The organism is Jeotgalibacillus alimentarius (assembly GCF_000829445.1).
GTDB classification, from domain to species: domain Bacteria; phylum Bacillota; class Bacilli; order Bacillales; family Jeotgalibacillaceae; genus Jeotgalibacillus; species Jeotgalibacillus alimentarius.
This window is the reverse complement of sequence record NZ_JXRQ01000029.1, coordinates 104,153-122,971: the sequence shown is the minus strand read 5'-3', so window position 1 is coordinate 122,971 and position 18,819 is coordinate 104,153. Positions and strand designations below refer to the sequence as shown.

General features: G+C 42.1%; 22 protein-coding genes, 1 pseudogene and 1 riboswitch. Of the genes and pseudogenes, 10 read left to right on the top strand and 13 right to left on the bottom strand.

Annotated features, from left to right (window positions below; translation table 11 throughout):
• Positions 1–45 precede the first annotated feature (45 nt).
• Entirely contained in the window at positions 46–558 is a 513-nt protein-coding gene (locus KP77_RS15520; protein ID WP_041123656.1) for a GNAT family N-acetyltransferase, read from the top strand.
• A 130-nt stretch (positions 559–688) separates the two neighbouring features.
• A complete protein-coding gene (locus KP77_RS17705; protein WP_052474343.1) occupies positions 689–1,588 on the top strand; it encodes a hypothetical protein in 900 nt (299 codons plus the stop codon).
• A 47-nt stretch (positions 1,589–1,635) separates the two neighbouring features.
• Here KP77_RS17705 and KP77_RS15510 read toward each other — a convergent pair whose 3' ends face one another.
• Both KP77_RS15510 and KP77_RS15505 read right to left on the bottom strand, forming a co-directional pair.
• A complete protein-coding gene (locus KP77_RS15510; RefSeq protein ID WP_041123655.1) occupies positions 1,636–2,181 on the bottom strand; it encodes a hypothetical protein in 546 nt (181 codons plus the stop codon).
• Between the two features lies 1 nt (position 2,182).
• Positions 2,183–2,473 carry a hypothetical protein gene (locus KP77_RS15505; RefSeq protein ID WP_041123654.1) on the bottom strand — a complete coding sequence of 97 codons (291 nt, stop codon included), beginning with the start codon at positions 2,471–2,473 and terminating at the stop codon, positions 2,183–2,185.
• A 111-nt stretch (positions 2,474–2,584) separates the two neighbouring features.
• Between KP77_RS15505 and KP77_RS18255 the strand changes: the two genes are divergently transcribed.
• A complete protein-coding gene (locus KP77_RS18255) occupies positions 2,585–2,728 on the top strand; it encodes a hypothetical protein (protein ID WP_160289545.1) in 144 nt (47 codons plus the stop codon).
• Between the two features lie 214 nt (positions 2,729–2,942).
• Here the strand turns inward: KP77_RS18255 and KP77_RS15500 are convergent, their stop codons facing one another.
• A complete protein-coding gene (locus tag KP77_RS15500) occupies positions 2,943–4,226 on the bottom strand; it encodes a TrkH family potassium uptake protein (RefSeq protein ID WP_052474341.1) in 1,284 nt (427 codons plus the stop codon).
• Positions 4,227–4,285: 59 nt separating this feature from the next.
• Positions 4,286–4,945, bottom strand: coding sequence for a potassium channel family protein (locus tag KP77_RS15495; RefSeq protein ID WP_041123652.1), 660 nt, complete (start codon positions 4,943–4,945; stop codon positions 4,286–4,288).
• Between the two features lie 58 nt (positions 4,946–5,003).
• A riboswitch (cyclic di-AMP (ydaO/yuaA leader) is annotated at positions 5,004–5,147 on the bottom strand.
• A gap of 178 nt (positions 5,148–5,325) precedes the next feature.
• On the opposite strand from KP77_RS15495, the gene KP77_RS15490 reads away from it, so the two are divergent.
• The 5 genes from KP77_RS15490 to KP77_RS15470 all read left to right on the top strand — a co-directional run bounded on the left by KP77_RS15490 (position 5,326) and on the right by KP77_RS15470 (position 11,665).
• The gene (locus KP77_RS15490) at positions 5,326–6,831 is read left to right on the top strand and encodes a spore germination protein (protein WP_052474339.1); all 1,506 of its coding nucleotides are present in this window, start codon (positions 5,326–5,328) and stop codon (positions 6,829–6,831) included.
• Positions 6,815–7,900, top strand: a complete 1,086-nt coding sequence (locus KP77_RS15485; RefSeq protein ID WP_041123651.1) for a GerAB/ArcD/ProY family transporter — start codon at positions 6,815–6,817, stop codon at positions 7,898–7,900. The genes KP77_RS15490 and KP77_RS15485 overlap by 17 nt, the downstream gene beginning before the upstream one ends.
• Entirely contained in the window at positions 7,897–8,991 is a 1,095-nt protein-coding gene (locus tag KP77_RS15480) for a Ger(x)C family spore germination protein (RefSeq protein WP_160289544.1), read from the top strand. Before KP77_RS15485 ends, KP77_RS15480 begins: the two co-directional genes overlap by 4 nt.
• A 171-nt stretch (positions 8,992–9,162) precedes the next feature.
• Positions 9,163–11,463 carry a bifunctional diguanylate cyclase/phosphodiesterase gene (locus KP77_RS15475; RefSeq protein ID WP_235420742.1) on the top strand — a complete coding sequence of 767 codons (2,301 nt, stop codon included), beginning with the start codon at positions 9,163–9,165 and terminating at the stop codon, positions 11,461–11,463.
• A gap of 19 nt (positions 11,464–11,482) precedes the next feature.
• Positions 11,483–11,665, top strand: a complete 183-nt coding sequence (locus KP77_RS15470) for a CsbD family protein (RefSeq protein WP_041123648.1) — start codon at positions 11,483–11,485, stop codon at positions 11,663–11,665.
• Between the two features lie 144 nt (positions 11,666–11,809).
• On the opposite strand, the gene KP77_RS18250 is transcribed toward KP77_RS15470, so the two are convergent.
• The 8 genes and pseudogenes from KP77_RS18250 to KP77_RS15440 all read right to left on the bottom strand — a co-directional run bounded on the left by KP77_RS18250 (position 11,810) and on the right by KP77_RS15440 (position 16,367).
• The gene (locus KP77_RS18250; RefSeq protein ID WP_160289543.1) at positions 11,810–11,980 is read right to left on the bottom strand and encodes a hypothetical protein; all 171 of its coding nucleotides are present in this window, start codon (positions 11,978–11,980) and stop codon (positions 11,810–11,812) included.
• A 68-nt stretch (positions 11,981–12,048) separates the two neighbouring features.
• A pseudogene (locus KP77_RS15465) lies at positions 12,049–12,372 on the bottom strand (sodium:calcium antiporter); the annotation flags it as partial.
• A gap of 133 nt (positions 12,373–12,505) precedes the next feature.
• Positions 12,506–13,510 carry a sodium:calcium antiporter gene (locus KP77_RS15460; RefSeq protein WP_041123646.1) on the bottom strand — a complete coding sequence of 335 codons (1,005 nt, stop codon included), beginning with the start codon at positions 13,508–13,510 and terminating at the stop codon, positions 12,506–12,508.
• Between the two features lie 200 nt (positions 13,511–13,710).
• Complete coding sequence (locus KP77_RS15455) at positions 13,711–15,021, bottom strand: hemolysin family protein (RefSeq protein ID WP_041123645.1); 1,311 nt, start codon at positions 15,019–15,021, stop codon at positions 13,711–13,713.
• A 38-nt stretch (positions 15,022–15,059) separates the two neighbouring features.
• Positions 15,060–15,485, bottom strand: coding sequence for a MerR family transcriptional regulator (locus tag KP77_RS15450; protein WP_052474334.1), 426 nt, complete (start codon positions 15,483–15,485; stop codon positions 15,060–15,062).
• Between the two features lie 203 nt (positions 15,486–15,688).
• Positions 15,689–15,865, bottom strand: a complete 177-nt coding sequence (locus KP77_RS18660; RefSeq protein WP_407637939.1) for a nucleotidyltransferase substrate binding protein — start codon at positions 15,863–15,865, stop codon at positions 15,689–15,691.
• Positions 15,862–16,068: a nucleotidyltransferase substrate binding protein gene (locus KP77_RS18345; RefSeq protein WP_052474331.1), complete on the bottom strand. Its 207-nt coding sequence runs from the start codon at positions 16,066–16,068 to the stop codon at positions 15,862–15,864. The genes KP77_RS18660 and KP77_RS18345 overlap by 4 nt, the downstream gene beginning before the upstream one ends.
• On the bottom strand, positions 16,044–16,367 hold the full coding sequence (locus tag KP77_RS15440; RefSeq protein WP_041123644.1) for a nucleotidyltransferase family protein: 324 nt from the start codon (positions 16,365–16,367) through the stop codon (positions 16,044–16,046). Before KP77_RS15440 ends, KP77_RS18345 begins: the two co-directional genes overlap by 25 nt.
• Positions 16,368–16,532: 165 nt before the next feature.
• Between KP77_RS15440 and KP77_RS15435 the strand changes: the two genes are divergently transcribed.
• Positions 16,533–17,555, top strand: coding sequence for a tetratricopeptide repeat protein (locus KP77_RS15435; RefSeq protein ID WP_041123643.1), 1,023 nt, complete (start codon positions 16,533–16,535; stop codon positions 17,553–17,555).
• A 52-nt stretch (positions 17,556–17,607) separates the two neighbouring features.
• On the top strand, positions 17,608–18,483 hold the full coding sequence (locus KP77_RS15430) for a hypothetical protein (protein WP_052474329.1): 876 nt from the start codon (positions 17,608–17,610) through the stop codon (positions 18,481–18,483).
• Here KP77_RS15430 and KP77_RS15425 read toward each other — a convergent pair.
• Positions 18,472–18,729 carry a hypothetical protein gene (locus KP77_RS15425; protein ID WP_041123642.1) on the bottom strand — a complete coding sequence of 86 codons (258 nt, stop codon included), beginning with the start codon at positions 18,727–18,729 and terminating at the stop codon, positions 18,472–18,474. The two genes, KP77_RS15430 and KP77_RS15425, sit on opposite strands and share 12 nt — an antisense overlap.
• Positions 18,730–18,819: the final 90 nt, after the last annotated feature.

Below are 18,819 nucleotides of genomic sequence, written 5' to 3'. Positions count from 1 at the left end.
AGAATGTAATTTTAGCGATATCTATTCTAACCACGGAGGTGCCCAATGAATATCAGAAAAGCAACACCACAGGATGCAGCAGGCATTGCAAAGGTACAGGTTGATACATGGAAGACGACTTACAGAGGTATGGTGCCGGATGATTATCTTGCTCAGATGACTTATTCGCGCAGGGAAGAAATGTGGGAGAAGATTATTGAAGATGGTCAGGTAGTATACGTGGCGGAGGACAATGGTGAAGTTGTAGGGTTTGCCAATGGTGGGGAAGAGAGAAGTAATAAGTACTCCGGCTATGACGGTGAACTGTTCGCCATTTACATACTGGAGTCTTATCAGCGCCAGGGATTAGGCCGAAAACTGATTGCGCCACTCGTTGAAGATATGAAGGGTAAAGGACTTACTTCAATGATCGTCTGCGTGCTCGAAAAAAATGATTCGAAGCTGTTTTATGAAGTGCTCGGTGCTGAAAAAGTTGATACGGTCAAGATTAACTTTGGTGGCAGAGAGCTGAAGGAAGCGGTTTATGGATGGAAAGACATTGATCAGGTGAAGCTTTAAAAGAGAGACATTTACAAACGACCCTCACATCGTTTGTAAATGTCTTTTTTAGAACCTGCACCACATATATGGATAAAAATGTTATGATCCTTCTAAGCTGTCAATTTGATAAAGAGGAGGCTATACATATATGAAAACCATCGTACTGAACAAATGGAGCGATGTAGTTCTGCCGGAGCGGGGAAGATACCAAATGGCAATTACACGGGACCGGAAGATTGTATTCATTGAAGATGATATGAACGAGCATATAAACAAAAATCAACGTACGTTCCGGGAGGACTTTACAGTCAATGTACTGGATCGTAACGATCTAACCTCTTTTGTCACAAAAGATCTCCCTTTTCCGCCAATGGATATTGATACTTATACAGACGGCACGTTTTTGCTTGTGTCAGGAAGGTGCTGGAAAGGTCATGACTGGGTCCAGAAAAATGCGAGAAGATGCAGTGCGGATGGTGAGTGTCTGGATGAATTTGTCCTTGGAGACGGGATATCAACCCTGGCAATTGATGACGAGGACAAGATCTGGGTTGGTTATTTTGATGAAGGGGTGTATGGAAATCTTGGATGGGATGAGCCGATCGGCCGTTCAGGACTGGTGGCTTTTTCAGAGAGCGGAGAGATCCTGTTCCAGCCTAAGCTTCCAATGATCCATGAGTTGCTGTCGTTAAATGTTGATCGTGCCGACAGTGTCTATGCTTACTACACACTGTTTTCTTCTATTGTTCATTTTGATCATTTTGAAGAAGTGCAAAACAGCGAGATTCATCAAAGCATTGATGTAGGTCCGATTATGTTGCTTGGTGATGAATTGCTGCTCACATTCGTTTATAGGACCAGGGCGCTGTCTCTTTTGAAAAAGCATGAGGGTGTTTTTAAGAAAGAGAAGGAATTCAGACTCGAGGATGCTGATGGGAATGATTTGAATAAGGGTAACGCAGTGATCAGGATGCGCGGCAATCACCTGTTTCTTTTAAATGATTCCGGAGTTTATCAGGTGGAGATGTCAGCTGAGATGCTGGCGTAGGAAAGTATGTTGTGGCACAGCCTGTTCGGGCTGTGCCACTGCTCCGATCACCACTCATCAACCAGCTCGCCGTCCTCATCATAAGCCCTGGCTTTCACATTATACATACGCCTGTATCCACCAACCCAGTAAAATCCGTTTCGTTCTACTCCCTCTATGATTTTACCTTCATGTATTTCTTCATCGAATTCAAGCTCTATTCGCTCAACCTGATCAGTGACCTCACCTGCAAGAATCGCGACCGGCTGCCGGTCTGCTTCTGTAGCATCATCCATATTCCAATGGGTCATACCCAGACTGATAATCGGTGATTCTGTGGGAGGCTCAGCTGAAAATTCAGTAGATCCTGTGTAGTGCCACTGACCGTTTTCAGTTGAAAATTGTGCGTTACCTATTCCGTCTTCAGTGAAATAAATTGCAAAGCCGTATTCGCCGTCGTAAGGTGCGCTAACGAGAATTTCTTCATATTCAATTCCTTCATCCATCATGATCTGTTCCATAGAGATGCTTTCTTGAGGTGTTTCCTCTTTGGTGCATCCACTCAATAAAACGATGGCAACACCAATCATCAATAGACGTATTCCGTTTCTCATTTTACTCTTCCTTCAGCTTCAGCGTATCAATATACTGCTTTGCTTCAAGAAGAGACAAACCTTTCGTTTCACGTACTCTTTTTACCGCTTGAACATCTTTACCTTGATGAATAAGTACTTTCAGCTCCTGATGCAGTTCCTCATAAAGACCTTCTTCCGTTATATCTGTCTGTGCAGACAGCTGCTCTACTTTATAGTCCAGCGTCTTAACACGCTGTTCGAGCCTGAAAATTGTAGATAGCAGATAAATGACGGCGACTAGTGTAATGATTTCAATAAAGTTAAATTCCATACCTAAACTCCTGTCTGGTGTATAAATACCATTTTTTATAATATAACATTTCCAATATATGAAATAAACTGTTACTATGACTGATAGATTAGATTCGGGAGGTTGAAAAGGATGAGTAAAGAAAATAAAGATGTGATTGTAATGAGCAAAAGGAAGTTTTATATATTTTTAGGGGGAATTATTTTTGTGTCGACTGTGGTAAACGGAATTGTGACAGGCACTCGAAAGGCTGTTTTAATCAATGAGCAAAGCTGAAAAAGTTCTATCTTCCAAAAAGTTCGCACCTGTTTACTTCATAACAGCTGTCCTATCAGCCATCCTTTTTCTATTCCTCGACTTTCCGCTGCCAATTATATTTTTGTTATCGGGCTCGTGCCTGATACAGGGACTCTATTTCCTGAACCGTGAAGCTCCACATTACAAATAGAGAAACCTAAAAACGAAGGAGCGCTTGGCTCCTTCGCAGGCATTATCCTGTATACACATCTTCCTTCGCATATCTCACCTTGTCCGGCTTCGTCGTTGCCAGTGAAAATGCAAGTGTGATTGGTCCGAGTCTGCCGAGGAACATCAGGATCATCACAATGACTTTACCGGGATCACTTAATTCACCTGTAATACCCATTGATAATCCAACTGTGCCAAAGGCAGAAAACGTTTCGAAAGCAAGCTGTAAAAAGGGAAGTTCTGGTTCTGTCACGGTTAGTAAAAACAGCGTAACAAATACTGTCGCAACCCCGACAAGTGCAATCGCAAATGACCGGAGGACAATGTCTCTTTTGATTGTCCGATTCATTAGGGTGACTTCGCTTCTCTTCTGCAGGTAGCTGATGACCGCTACAACCATGACAATGGCGGTTGTCAGCTTGATTCCACTCCCTGTTGATCCGCTACCGGCCCCGATAAACATCAGCACCATCATCAATAAAACAGATGATGTTTCCATATCCCCGATATTTAACGTATTAAATCCGGCAGTTCTGGTTGTGACCGCCTGAAAATAGGACGTCCACATTTTATCTATAAACGAAAGGGAGCCGATGGTATCCGGGTTCCCATATTCAAGAAAGAAAATCATCAAAAAGGCCATCACGTTCACGACCAGTGTTCCAATAATCATGAGCTTCGAATGCAGTGAAAGCTTTTTAAAGATCGGCTGACTTTTCACATCTATCAGTACAGTGAAGCCTAAACCGCCGAGTATAAACATGCCTGTAATGACTAGGTTAACTACCGGGTCACCCGCGTAGCCCATCAGACTGTCAGACCATAATGAAAATCCGGCGTTATTAAATGCTGAGATAGAATGAAACAAGCTGGTATATAAGCCGAACTTCCATCCGTACTCAGGTACCCATACAGTAGCCAGTAAAATCATGCCAAACAACTCAATCATGATTGAAAACACAAACAGTCTGATTGTCAATCGGATGCCGCCGCCAACTGCTGTCTGGTTCAGGGCTTCCTGTAAAAGCAGCCGTTCCTTCAGCGAAATTCTTTTTCCTAATATCAAAATGGCAAGTACGGCGAATGTCATGAACCCCAGTCCGCCGATCTGAATCAGCATCATAATAACCGTCTCACCAAAGACGGTGAAAACAGTTCCTGTATCAACTGTCACAAGCCCTGTTACAGTAGTGGCTGAAGTTGCCATAAAGAACGCATCGATCCATGAAATCCCTTCTGTTTCCGTTGCTAAGGGCAGTTTTAAAAGCAGTGTGCCAATTAAAATAGTGATCGCAAATCCTCCCATTAAAAACTGGGGAGGGGTTAATGTAATTTTCCGTTTCTTCACACCTCTCAAATACCAGATTAAAAAGCAGTATTTTCAAATCTTTCAAGACCTGACTTATGTCCCATTACAACGAGGATCGTGCCCCGTTGGATGAGGTCATCTGGAGAGGGAGCAATGTTCACATGGTCTTGATCTTTATATGCCAGCACAGTCACCCCATACTTAGCTCTGATATCCAGTTCAGCTAATGACCTGTTGTTCATTTTAGAAGTCGCTAGCAGTTCGGCAATACTGTATTCCTCAGACAGATCAATAAAATCGATCAGCGTATCTGAAGACAGGTTGTGTGCCACCCGTTTTGCTGTTTCGTACTCAGGATGAACAATGACGTCTGCTCCGATTTTTTCAAGCACCTTATGATGATAATCATTCTGTGCTTTAACAACTACCTTCTTAATCCCTAACTCTTTCAATAAAAGCGTTGTCAGCACGCTTGCCTGAATGTCATCACCAATCGCTACAATCACTTCATCAAAATTTCTGATCCCCACATTAATCAGGGAGCGCTCATCTGTACTGTCGAGCTGAATAGCATGTGTGGAATATTCCCCATATTCCTCCACCTTATCTTCTGACAGATCGATCGCCATGACCTCATGTCCGATTGAGTACAACTCCTTGCAGATACTACCGCCAAAACGGCCTAACCCAATGACTGAAAATTGCTTTTTTTCCATTTTTTACATTCCTTTTCAAATAAAAAAACCACATCACAAAGAAATGGTCAGAGTTAGACCTTTCTCTCCTTAACGCTTACGGGGTTAGCTGTCGGATTAGGGACTGAAGAGTATCCCTTCTTTCAAATGAAAGATTCACCCCAAGACCAGTTGGCCAAAAAAATGGGTCCCCCGCACATAAATGTTTCAGCGATTTAAAGGCAGTTATGTGATTGATAGATAGAATCTACTCCTGTTATCTCAACTTGTCAATATAGGATGAAAAAGATTAACTTATCTGAAAACTTAAGAGGTTTTACTTTCTCTCCATAAAAATTTACTAAGCTCAGATGTATATTTCTCTCCCATTATGTTCAAGATTTGAACAGGGAGGTGATGGTGTGGAAAGTGCTTCATTTTCAAAAAAAGTGTCAGTTCATCAGACTCAAAGTATTCAAGAATTGCAGGAGCAGGTTTCTTATTACAGCGGAAATACAAACGATCTGGTCATGCTGCAGATCCATCATGAATCCATAGAACGTACTTCAATTATGGTTTACATTGAGCCTCTTATTGATTCAGTCAAACTTGAAGAACTTCTGGAATGGTCAAAAGAGATGAAGTGGCTGACAAATGAGCGGGTAACAAGCAGTAAGATACAGTCTTATGACGGTACATTAATGTTTGAACAACTAGTGAGGCAGTTATTAGAAGGAGAAGCTTTTCTAATCTGTATGGAAGAGGATCAGTGGAGGATTGAAGGAATTAAGATCCCTAAACAGTTATCAAGAGCCATTGAAGAGCCGAAGAGTGAACAGATCGTCAGGGGATCTCATAGTGGTTTTAACGAATCACTGGCAAGCAATATTTATCAGATTCGCCAAAGACTGAAGACCTCACATTTAGTGATTAAATATTTTCAGATTGGAAAAGAATCCAATACGACCAGTGCATTGATCTACGTAGATAATATTGCCAACTTGATGATTGTGGAAGAATTTATCAGAAGGATACAAAGTATAGATGTGGACATTGCACATAGCGTTGGATTTCTGGAAGAGATGTTAGAGGATAACTGCTTTTCCCCATTTCCACAGTTTCTGGTGACAGAAAGGGCTGACCGGGTGACTGGTAATCTATCTGAGGGGCGGATCGCCTTTATGCTCGATGGATCACCCACAGCCATTATCGGTCCTGCAAACTTTTTTTCATTTTATCAGTCCCCGGATGATTATAATGGACGCTTTATCATTGGCACATTCTACAGATTGCTGCGTTTATGCAGTTTTTTAGTGGCGCTGCTTTTGCCCGCTATGTATATTGCGATTATCAGTTTTCACTTCGAGGTTATTCCCGAAGCGCTGACTCTGCCTACGAAAAGGGCAGTAGAAGGAATTCCATATCCTCCTTTATTTGAGGCGCTGATATTGGAAATTACCATTGAATTAATCAGGGAGGCGACAATCAGGCTTCCGTTCCCCGTTGGCCAGACAATCGGTGTAGTTGGAGGCCTCGTAATTGGTGATGCGGTGGTCAATGCCGGTTTCGTTTCTAATGTTATGGTCATCGTTGTTGCCCTGACGGCGATTTCTTCTTTTGTTGTGCCGTCTATTGAGATGAACTCAACTGTCCGCATATTACGATTCCCTTTTATGCTGCTCGCCACATTATTCGGCTTTTATGGTGTAACTGTGGGATTAACGCTTTTATTAATTCATCTGATCCGGCTTGAATCACTAGGTATGCCGTATTTAAGTCCGTTTGCACCTTTTCACAAGTCGGGTATGAGGGACACTATTTTACGGATGCCTTCCTGGTTGCAGAGCACTCGTCCTGCGGAAACGATGACACTGAATAAAATCAGACAGGGATTTTCAAAGCGGTGGCACTATGCAAATAAAAAATGAAGTGACGGGCTGGCAATTATTCTATCTGGTGGTTCAGACGCAGGTTGGTATTGGAGTCCTTTCAATGCAAAAGGACATATCGATCGTTTCAAGAAATGATGCCTGGATCTCACTTGCCATTGGCGGGATCCTCATTCAGCTTTTACTGCTGGTGTTTCTTTGGTTATTACTAAGAGCAGGTGAAGTCGATTATTTCATCTTATTGGAAAAAGCATTTGGACAGATCATTGGTAAACTGTTAGCCGCATGTTATCTGGCATATTTTATATATATTTTACTGGTGTCGAATCTGTCATTCATAAAAGTGATATCTGAATGGATTTATATGGATACGCCAAGATGGATATTGATGCTGCTGTTTCTGATTCCTGCTGTGTATTGTGCAAGTGGGAAAGTGGTTCATATTGCAAGGTTTTCGATGCTGGTTTCAATTATCCTGCCTGTATTGGTAATGCTTTTAATTCCTGTATACAGCACGCCTAATTACACGCACTTTTTTCCGATTGGATCAGAAGGTGCAGGGCAAATACTTAAAGGCCTGGAAGCAACATTGCTCGCGTATATTGGCTTCGAATCATTTTTATATTTTAGTAAATACGTAAGAAGTAACCGAGAAAAGGAATTGAAAAAAGCAGCATTTTCCACTCTTTTTGTGACAGTGTTCTACCTGTTTTTGCTCATCAGCACTCAGGTGTATTTCCATATCGAAGAATTGGTCATTGTACCATACGCAGTTCTTTATATATTAAAATCTCTCAGCTTTGTCATTGTGGACCGGATCGACTTAATATTTTTATCTCTGTGGATCGTCATTGTGCTTACATCTTTTGTGAATTTTTTGTTTATCGCTTCAAATGAATCAAAGAATTTATTTAACTTAAAGAGTCATAAACGACCGATTATATTTATCGTCTTTGCTGTCTTTGTGACATCTCTTTTTATCAAAGAAAAACAGGAAATCATTGGCGTGCAGACAGCACTTCCTGCTGTGGCCATTATTTTTACTGTCATTTTGCCGCTGGGCACATTATGTTTTTATCTATTATTCAGAAAGGAAAAGGAAATATGAAAAGAGCTATTTTCCTTTTACATGTTGTGCTGATCTTTTTTCTCGCTGCCTGCTGGGATCAAAACCTGCTGAAGGATACACAGCTGGTTTATACAGCGGGGTATGATCAGACGGAGGAAGGAGATATTCAAGCTACAACATTAGCACCACCGGTAGAAGAAGGCGGGGTAGAAAATGAGGTCACAGTAACAGGACACTCAATGCTGGATACCATGTATGAAATGGATCTTCGTATCGCAGAATACGCTAATTTTTCAAAGCTTCAAACTGTACTGATTGGAGAAAGCTTAGCTGCGGATTCCGTCTATCCATTTTTGGATGAGCTGTATCGGAATCCTGACAGTAACCTGCATGCGCGTCTGGCTCTCGTTGCTCTGCCGGCAGTGGATCTGTTATCAAGTGAAATTGAAACGCAAAAAAATAAGTCAGAGTATTTTAAAGGTATTCTCGAAAGCTCTGAACTGACCAGTGTCATTCCATATATGTCACTTCAGGAAGCCTGTACGATCATATTCAGTCCTGAAAGAGACCTGTATTTGCCTTATATTACTTATGATGAGAAAACCAAGCGTGCAAAAATAGCTGGTCTTGCACTTTTTCATCAAAAAAAGTTCACTGAAGAATATTTAAATACAGAGGAAAGTGTCATTTTTAATATACTGAATAATGATATTGAAGAGGTGGCCAGAATTACCCGCCGTGTTCATGAAGACAGAAATCCTGAAGTAGAGAACTGGATTACGATCGAGGTAAAGGATGCAAAAAGCAATTTGAAAGTAAATCGACAATTGTCAAAGCTGCGTGCAGAGGTGACTTTAGAGATTGTGGTGCTTGAGTACGGACAGAATAAAATTACAAATAAAAAAGAAGAAGAACTGACGAATATATTATCAGATTTACTAGCCGAAGATATTCGTCGTGTACTGAAAAAACTCCAGTCATCCAAATCAGACGCACTGGGTCTTGGCAGTCAGGTAGCTTCTTTTAATGCGGAGCGATGGGATGAAGCGACGTGGAGTGAAACCTATCAGCAGCTTGATCAAGAAGTGGATGTGGATATCAAGCTGATTAGTACTGGAATTATAGAGTGATTGAAATGTGGTGAATTGTCCGTCTGGTTTACATGAGCGATGTGAAAAGTTTAAGGAGGAACCATATACTAAAACCTATAGTCAAATCCTTATTTTAAAACATTTTATTCTCACCCGATATAAAGAATAAAAGAGAGTTGAGCGGTCATGAGAATAAGAACGTTGGCGATAGTGATTCTTGGCGGCTTTTTGATTGTAGCAGTTATGTTTATTCAATTTGTCATGACGCCTCTGCAGCTTGAAGAGGCGGATGAGTTTGATAGGCAGGCTGTTGAACGGGATATGGAGCGTGTGAAGAATTATCTTGAGAAAGAGGAAGATGATTTGTCGCATCAGCTGATTGACTGGAGTGCGTGGGATGATACGTATTTTTTTATAAATGACGAGAACCCTGATTACGTTGCCGATAATCTGCAGCCGGATATGATCGCGAATATCCAGGTGCAGACGGTCATCTTACTGGATGAAAATGGTGAATTAGCCTATACGGCAGGTGTAGACCGGGATGATACGCCTTTTCCAATAGATAAGGCGTTTTTATCATCTGTAAAAGAGCAGGGGAATAAAAATCATGTGTTTTATGAGATGCACAATGATGAAATGATGATGGTGGCGTCACATGAGATCACGCGTAATGATTTTTCCGATCCTTCGGGGTTTATGATGATGGGACGGGTCATTGATGATAGGTACCTGGCTGAATTAAGTGATGCCCTGTCTGTAGATGTGGCTCTGGCATCCGAAGCACGCACAGCCGGCTTGACTCAGGCAAATAAGGTTGTCAGTGAATATCAACTTGAGAATGTTGGCCGCAGTGATGCAATTACTTTAAGCGTTGGGGCGGACCGTGCTTTTCATGAAGAAAAAGTGACTAACCTGAAAAAGTTCAAAATGATGGCAGCAATTGGCTTCATCTTGATTGCACTCATGATCTATTTTCTGTTCAAGCTGCTGGTGCTCAGCCCGATTGTGAGACTTGCAGCCGCGTTGAGGGCTCACGATCAAACAGTTCCGGTGAAACGAAACAGGTTTTACAGAAACCTCCTTGAAGTAAAACAGCTTGAAAACGAGTTTTTTGGAATGATTCAGGACGTACAGCGTGCAAATGATGATATGACTTTGATGGCTTATCATGACCAGTTAACAGGTCTGAAAAACCGTTTCTATCTCCAAAAGCACTTTGAAGGGTTTGTGACATCTTCAAAAAACAAAAAAGCAGTCATTTTCTTTGATCTTGACGGTTTTAAAAAAGTAAATGATACATGGGGTCATGAAATTGGCGACCTTTTGTTAAAAGAAGTGGCAGTTCGATTAAAGAATTACTTTCCACAGGAACAGGTGCTGATCTCCAGAATCGGCGGAGACGAGTTCATAGCAGTCGTTTCATTTGAGAGAGAAGAAGAACTGTTGGAAGCTGGCAGTGAACTGAAAGAGCTGATCAGCAGAGAATTTATACTGGGATCAGTGAGTGCACACGTCTCAGCAAGTATCGGCATCAGTATCTATCCTGAAGATGGGACAAGGCTGTCAACTTTATTGAAAAAAGCAGACGCTGCGATGTATGAAGCAAAAGCAGGTGGAAAAAACAAAGTGCTGATGTATAAGAAGCTGGTTGAAGCAGGAAAGTATCTGCAGAGTGAACGTCTTAAAGAAGATTCTAAAACAGCGTTAAAAAATAGAGAGCTCTCACTCGTCTTTCAACCGGTTGTGAGCGGGGAGAATGGACATATAATAGGGGCAGAAGCGCTCCTCCGGTGGGAGCATCCGGAAATCGGTCCAATCTCACCTGAACTTTTTATCAGTATGATGGAAGACAATGGCGTAATTCATGAAGTGGGCAAGTGGGTGGTGACTGAATCTCTCAAACAATTACATCAGTGGCATAACTTAGGTCACCGATACCTGAGACTATCAGTGAACTTCTCAAAAAAGCAGCTTCTTCATAAGTACGATTTTCTTGCCCACCTGGATAAACAAATGAAAAAGTACGATATTCCTCCAGCTTCATTTATTCTGGAAATTACTGAAAGTGAAGTATCTTATTATGACAGTGATCTCATGACATTCATGCAGGAAGTGCAGCGAAGAGGCATGAAGATCGCGCTTGACGATTTTGGAAAAGGAACAGCTTCACTACACGGTCTGCGAAAATTGCCGGTTGATATTGTTAAAATTGATCGCAGTTTCATGGAAAGTATTCCGCATGAAAAATTCAACACAAGCATGCTGACCGGGATCTATAGCCTGTTAAAACAATTGAAAATAGGAGTTGTAACTGAAGGCGTGGAAAACAAGGAACAATTCTCATTCATTACAGAGCAGAGTAATTCAAACATGCAGGGCTACTACTTTAGTAAGCCTATAAAAGACAGCGAACTTACAGAGATCCTGCTCAACCTCTCTGAAAAGGCGGCTGGCAGACTTCCTGAAAATGTTTATCCGTTTCCAAAAAGGGAATCGACCAACTACTAACCTTACAGGAGTGATAAACATGGCTGATAAAGGTATGAGCGACAAAATCAAAGGCGCAGTAAACAAAGTCAAAGGCGAAACAAAAGACCAGGTAGGCAACGCAAAAAACGATCCGAATATGCAGGCAGAAGGTAAAAAAGACAAAACAAAAGGCGATATTCAGGATGGTATTGGCAACTTTAAAAATAACGCGAATAAGTAATGTGTAGGGCTCCTGTGATTGCAGGGGCTTTTGTTTTAGTTTTTTAGACGGCACAACAGGGGACCGAACGTGCTGTGCTGTTTTTATAACCATTCAAAAAGTGGCACACTTAACTCCGTCCCTGCTGTGCCTCTCATAAAATCTCTATTCCACCTCTTTCAATTCAAAATAAGTCACTTCCGGAGGTGTAGCAAACCGGAGCGGCACATCACTGAATCCGATTCCCGGATTGACATAAAGACTGTTGCCACTCTGACCGAAGTCTGTTTCTGTCCAACCATCAGCATGTACTTCTTCTCCTTTAAAGAGCGTCATGTACGACCAGTGAGGTGTGAAGGGAACGCTGATTTGTCCGCCATGTGTATGCCCTGCTGCTGCAACAGAATTCCTGCAGTGTATAAGTGATCATTACTGGCCTGTAAAAAGAGTTGTTTCTTTCTGAAATAAAGATCGAAACAGGCAAGTATAAAAACATTGAATAAATTTGAACCAAGCAGATTTCCGATCGCGATATCATTGTTTCCAATTAATACGGCTGAAAAACTTGTGGTCACTTCCGGCAGAGAAGTTGCACCTGCAAGCAGAAGTGTGCCTACCAGCAAACCACCCATCCCTGTTTTTGTACTGATCACATCAGCGTATGTAGACAGTTTCATCGCGGCATAGATTGTCACCACTGCAGCAAATAAAAACCAGACGAACGCCATATGATATCACTTCCTTATGCAGAATCGCCCTCAGGCATCACTATCCTATCTGATAGTTTTCCCACATTTACAGAAAATATGTCCCCCGCCGTGTACACAAAAACCCTGGTGTTTTAATCCAGGGTTCAAGTTATCAGCTATTCATAAAAATCAGATAAGATGATATGAAATACACAAGTACGACCAGAATCGAAGGAAGCATGTATTTGAACATAGAAGTCGCTTTCTTCATCAGTACAGCCCAAATTGCAATGACTGACAGGATTGTTACACCAATCGCTGTTGTCAGATGAGAATCTGATACCGTAGTAATAATAGCACCTTCACGGTAAACCAGGTCAGACCCTGCAAGGATCAGCATGTTAAAAATATTACTTCCGAGAATCGATCCCATCGCAAGGTTAATATTTTTCAGTCGCAATGCAACTAGGACTGATACTGCTTCAGGAAGTGACGTCGTCGCAGCCACAAGAAAGCTTCCAACAAAGCTTGAGCCAAGTCCTGTAATCACTGCGATCTGATCGCCCATAATTGACAGCACTGTACCTGCACCCATGATCACAATCGCTGCAATAATAAAACCGATTACCGCGTGTTTCACTGACATCGTAAATTCTGAAGATGCTGCCGTATGTGCGGTAGGTTCTTCTGACTGTGGAAGTGAAGGCTGATCTGACTTGGATAAGCGTCCGATCATAGAGATCCCGGCAATATAAATGATTACAATGAGAATTGAATCAATCCCCATTCCTAAAATCGTATAATCAATCCGTAATGTTAAAGCGACCATCACAAGCAGTGTCAGCAATAAGCCAAGCCCTGCGGTGTATAGATGGTCATTACTTGCCTGTAAAAAGAGCTTTTTCTTTCTGTAGTAAAGGTCAAAGCAGGCAAGAATAAAAACGTTAAATAAATTTGATCCAAGCACATTTCCAATTGCGATATCATTATTTCCGATTAACACAGCCGAGAGACTCGTTGTCACCTCAGGAAGAGAAGTAGCTCCTGCAAGTAAAAGCGTACCAACGAGCAGACCGCCCATTGCTGTTTTCGTACTGATCACATCAGCGTACGTTGAGAGTTTCATCGCTGCATACACAGTAACGATTGCAGCCAGAACAAACCAGACAAATGCCATATGTACTCACCTCTGATAATTATTGGTTAAGCGTTATATAACAAAAGGACTGCAAAAGCAGCAGCCCCTTTTAAGACTCTTCTTCAGGTTTCACATCATCAGCTTTTTGTATTGTGATTTTCACACATTCAAGAAGGTTCTCAGACCGCCCCAGTACACAAAACCCTGCACAGCATGCCGTACGGGGTCATGGTCTCATGTTAAGCCTCGGCTCCCTGGACATCCAGGCGAACTCTCAAAATCTGATGATTATCCATTTCTTCAACTGTCCAGATATGCTTTTCATCACTCGGAATCCGGTCGCCTTCTGACACTTCATTTTTCTTATGAAGCACCCAGCCGGCAATCGTATCGACATCTTCAGCGCCTTCAAACTCCACGCCAAACCGTTCCTCTAGCTCATCCAGCAGAACGCGGCCATTCACGCAGTATGCCAGTTCACTGATTTCTTCAATATCATTGCGTTCATCCTCGTCGAATTCATCACGGATCTCACCAACGATTTCTTCAAGGATATCCTCAAGCGTTAGCAGCCCTGATGTTCCGCCGTGATCATCAATAATCAGCGCCATATGGACGCGTTCAAGCTGCATTTTCAGCATCGCATCCTGAAGCGGTGTCTGTTCAGGAAGCAGCACAATCTCATGCAGTGTATCCGAAATTTTGTGTGAACGGTCACGCACGATATTAGTCAGCATTTCCTTCACGTTAATAAAGCCGATAATATGATCTTTATCGTTATCAGTCGTTACAGGAAAACGCGTGTATTGGTGCTCGTCAATAATGCTGAGCATTTCATCGGTTGTCATGTTGATATCAAGAGTTTCCATCTGTACGCGGGGTACCATGATATCTTTTGCAACACTTTCGTCAAAAGCAAAAATGTTTTCCATAAATGAAAGCTCAGTTTCATTGATTTCACCGCTCTTGAAGCTTTGTGCCATAATGATTTTCAGCTCTTCTTCTGAGTGTGCCTGCTCATGTCCTGCCGGCTGCACACCAAATGCGCGCAGTAACAGACGTGCTGAACCATTCAATGTCCAGATCGCAGGGAACATGACTTTCCCAAACCAGTAAAGCGGGCGGGCCAGCAGCAATGTCATTCTTTCTGCAAACTGAATCGCCAGTGTCTTAGGTGCAAGTTCACCAATGACCACGTGTAAAAACGTCACCAGTGCGAATGCTACAGCGAACGACACAATCGTCGACATCGCAGCAGGGACACCAAAGCTGTCAAACACAGGGTGCAGAATCTTTTCAACAGTCGGCTCACCAAGCCAGCCAAGGCCAAGCGCAGTTACGGTTATACCGAGTTGACACGCTGATAGATAATAGTCCAGGTCCGTCACCAGTTTTTTCACAATCGGTGCCGTCTTATTTCCTTCAGCAATCAGCTGGTCAACACGCGACATTCTCACCTTTACCACCGCAAACTCAGACCCGACAAAAAAGGCCGTCAATCCAATCAGTACAGCTACAAGGCCAAGATTTAAAATCAATATACTATCCAATAAGTTCCCCTGAAAAAGGGGATTCACCTCCGAGATTTTTAACTGAGTAATGTTGTCATTAGCTGAAGCAGCGGGATCATTTTGAACTGAATCTCTTCTTTTATATAATGCTTCTCTTCAGGGGCAGCTGTTTCAAGCTCCTCTTTAAGCGATAAAATCTTTTGCTCCAGATGAACAATCTCTGCATTTACTTCTTCGAGTGCCGGGCTTTTCGATACAGGCTTCACATCCATAAACGCCTTAATCTCATCCAGCGTCATCCGCCGGTCTTTTAACGACTGAATCTCCCTCAGTGTTTCCAGGACAGACTCCGGATATAACCGGTAATTCGAATCTGACCGTTCAAAAGCCAAAAGGCCCATCTGTGTATAATAATCAATCGTCCGGGTTGAAAGCCCACTGCGCTTCGCAACCGTTCCAATTCGTATTAGCGCCTTCCCAAAATACTCATCGTCCTCTCGCAAATCAAAGTAAGAAAAGTATACAGTGTAACGTGATGGTTTGGCAAGAATTGTTTAGTCGACACAGTGGGGATGGAGGTTAAGTGACATGAAATGTACACGTCGGGGACAGGGTTGCTATTTGTAATATTAATGCGGCCCTAATAAAAAAGTCCGATAAGTGACGAATGAAAAATTCGTCACTTATCGGACTTTTTTTTTCTGCTTTAGCACGGATTTGCTGTACCCATTTCCGAAGGGTAATACACTTCCAGATTAGACTGTATTTTAGTTGCGACTTCTTCATTATAAGTGTGTACTGTCAGGTTACGGTCGTTAACCATCTTTAATGAAAGTTCTGTTTCTTCTGCATCTAAAAGTCCAAATTCACGGCAGCTTCTTATGACTCCTTTTGGTGATGCGGAGTCAATTCCTTCAATGTCATAAAAAATTGTTTTGCTGCTTTCCAGGCTGCTTCGAAGGAAAACTCAAACCTTTGAATTGCAGCGTCTCTTTCGATATCAGTCATTTGTTTGAGGAGGGCCAGTTGTTCAAATGAATCAAGCGCTTTTTCGGCAGATTTCAGCCGGTGGTATAATCTTTCCACAGAATACCTTCCTCCTTCACCTGTTGGACTAATATAGGGTTAGCGTGTGCCAGGTCTACAATATCAACTGTATAAGGAATAGTTGATTCTTCGATGTCTTCAATTAACCGGTTCCATTTAGAAGTAGATAGGGGAGAAAGCGAGTTTATTGCCAGATCTATATCAGAGCTGCGCTTTTCTTCATGACGGGCCCAAGAGCCAAACAGATAAACCTGAACCGGTTCGGAATTCATGTTTGTCTGAACAATCTGCCGAAGCTGATCTAGTATTCGTTCTCTCGATTCAACCTCATAGCTCATTTGATCCCCTCCTTTATTATGTCTATTATAGCATGAGAAATAATGTGTACTAATATAGGCTCGCTGTCTTTTTTTCAGTTAAATGATGTATAAAACCTTAACTGTTAGAATCCCTCTTATCCAGATGGTAAAATAAACTAACTATTTGTATTCAGGAGGTCTCATATGGATATTCAATGTAATCCGATGCTTTTAGAATTATTGAACATAGAAAAGAATGAGAAGGAACAGCTTCCGGGAAAGTATACAAAACTGATTGCTAGTCACTTATCTAAGATGGAGTATTTGCATCCAGTTAATAGACATTCCTTTACCTGTAAATCCTGCGGAAAAAAGGGAATTTATGATGCGGGAGAAATCCTGATTAATCATGACAGGTTTTCTGAAGACGCTGATATAGAGTCTTATATTCAAATGACTGGTTACTTCAGATGCAAGTCATGTAACGATGCCGGCAATTGGATCCTTTCTACTGATATGCAGGGTGATGTCTTTATGAAAGGTATAATGAGCATGGCAAGCGGAGGCAGAGGGTTTGGTGAGTTATATTTATCAGACGGCTCAAGACACACCTATGCAACTGATGGTGAAGCACATTTACTTAGGAAGATTAAAGCAAGTCATGATGACGGATTTATATGGAACAGGCTTGGCAATCTTTATCATGCAGGCGGCAGACACGACCTTGCCATGTGTGCGTTTGAACAGGCTATTAAAGTCGATCCAACCCAGCTTGAAACACACTATACGATTGCAATGCTGTTATTTGATGCAGAAGAATATGAATTGGCAGGCACGCATTTTCATAAGGCTCTGCTACTTGCGCGCTACTACGATCAATTGGATGCGGAGAAGCTACGCGAAATGCTTGCGCATGGTTATACTTACTTATTTGATATCCGACAGAAAACAAATGGAAAAGTGGAGCTGTTTGCCCACTACGCAGATCATCCTGAGTTACCAAGTCCTGAAGAACATGAAGCAAAGTCCATAATTAATTTTGAAGTAGAGGTATTCCCTGACGAACCTGAATCTTTCTTTCCTCTTGTCGAGATGTATATGGCGGACCGTGCGAAAGAGCTGCCCTATCAAAAACGTACATTTTTCAGGAATATGGATCGTCCGCCAATTAAGCCGATTAAGGAAAAGAAGAAAAAAAAGAGAACAAAAAGGAATAGGAAAAAATAGGACTGGTTTATTTGTGTACATGAAGAGTGTTTCATAAATAGAAGGGATGTTAATGATGAACTCAACCGGATTATCTGAACACGAACTTCAAGAAGCAGTCAGCCTCATTCAAAAAGCAGTTAATTTCCAGGAGAGTTTAAAAAGCACTGTATTTGCTGATCAGGTGATGGACCGTTCGATTCCGGTTGTATGGTTTGGCCGCCGCAGTCCGGGTTCGCTGGTGACAATTGGAACAAACCCTTCTTCTAAGGAGTTTGTGGCGACTGACGGAAGTCTGCTTGCTGATGAAAAGTCACGTTTTTTTGTGAGGGAAGAGGGTGTCAGTCTGTATCAATACCGGGGTAATGAACAGGCGCTCTTTGAGACGATTCAGCACTATCAGACTTATTTTGAGCGGGACACCGTCTATAGCGGCTGGTTCGGTAAACGTGACGGGGCGAAGCTTGAAGGATTTTTGAATGGACTTGGTTATTCGTTCTATAAGGACATGAATCTAAGTCCTGTTGTACATATAGATTTCTTTCCTATACCGACTTTAAAACAGATGGGACAGATCAGAGGTAGGGAATCAGTGGCGAATTCGCAGGAAGTCAGGTCGTTGTTATCTGACACGATTCGATTTTTGTCTCCTGGCAGGATTCTAATACTTGGTAGAGAACACTGCGAACGATTTCAACGGTTTTATCCGGGAACACAGCTTGGGGTGGTGAATGAAATTGAAGGATATCCGGCTGCCCGTTTTCAGACTGGCTACAGTGAGGAATTTGGAGCTGAAGTGATTGGTTTGCACTTCAAACCATCTGAGCAATTTCTGGCACTTGGCGGGGGCGTGGACAACAACGGTCTGAGTCATGGCAGCTATGGGGGCAGGGCCGCAATCAGACAGCTTGGAGAGGCGGTTAGAAAGAATGTTGAACTAAGCAGTTAGATTTTTTACTGCCATCCATCCCACTGAAAACACGATCAATCCGCTTAGGGAAATATAAGCGTAAGCCGATTTATTACCACGTTCCTGATCTGCATATAATTCGACTCCAGTCGTAAGCGACATTAGGGCGATCAAAAGCATAATAAGTGATTCTGGCAATAGCCAGCCTTTCCCGAAAATCAAGAATCCGACATTCACAAGACCAATGGTTGCAGCAATTTTAGCCGCAAGCTGTAAAACCTTCATTTACTATTCATCCTTTCATTTAATTTGTTGCTGGCAAGTGTATCATAATATGGGAAATTGTACATATGCATGTTTAGCATATCATCAAAA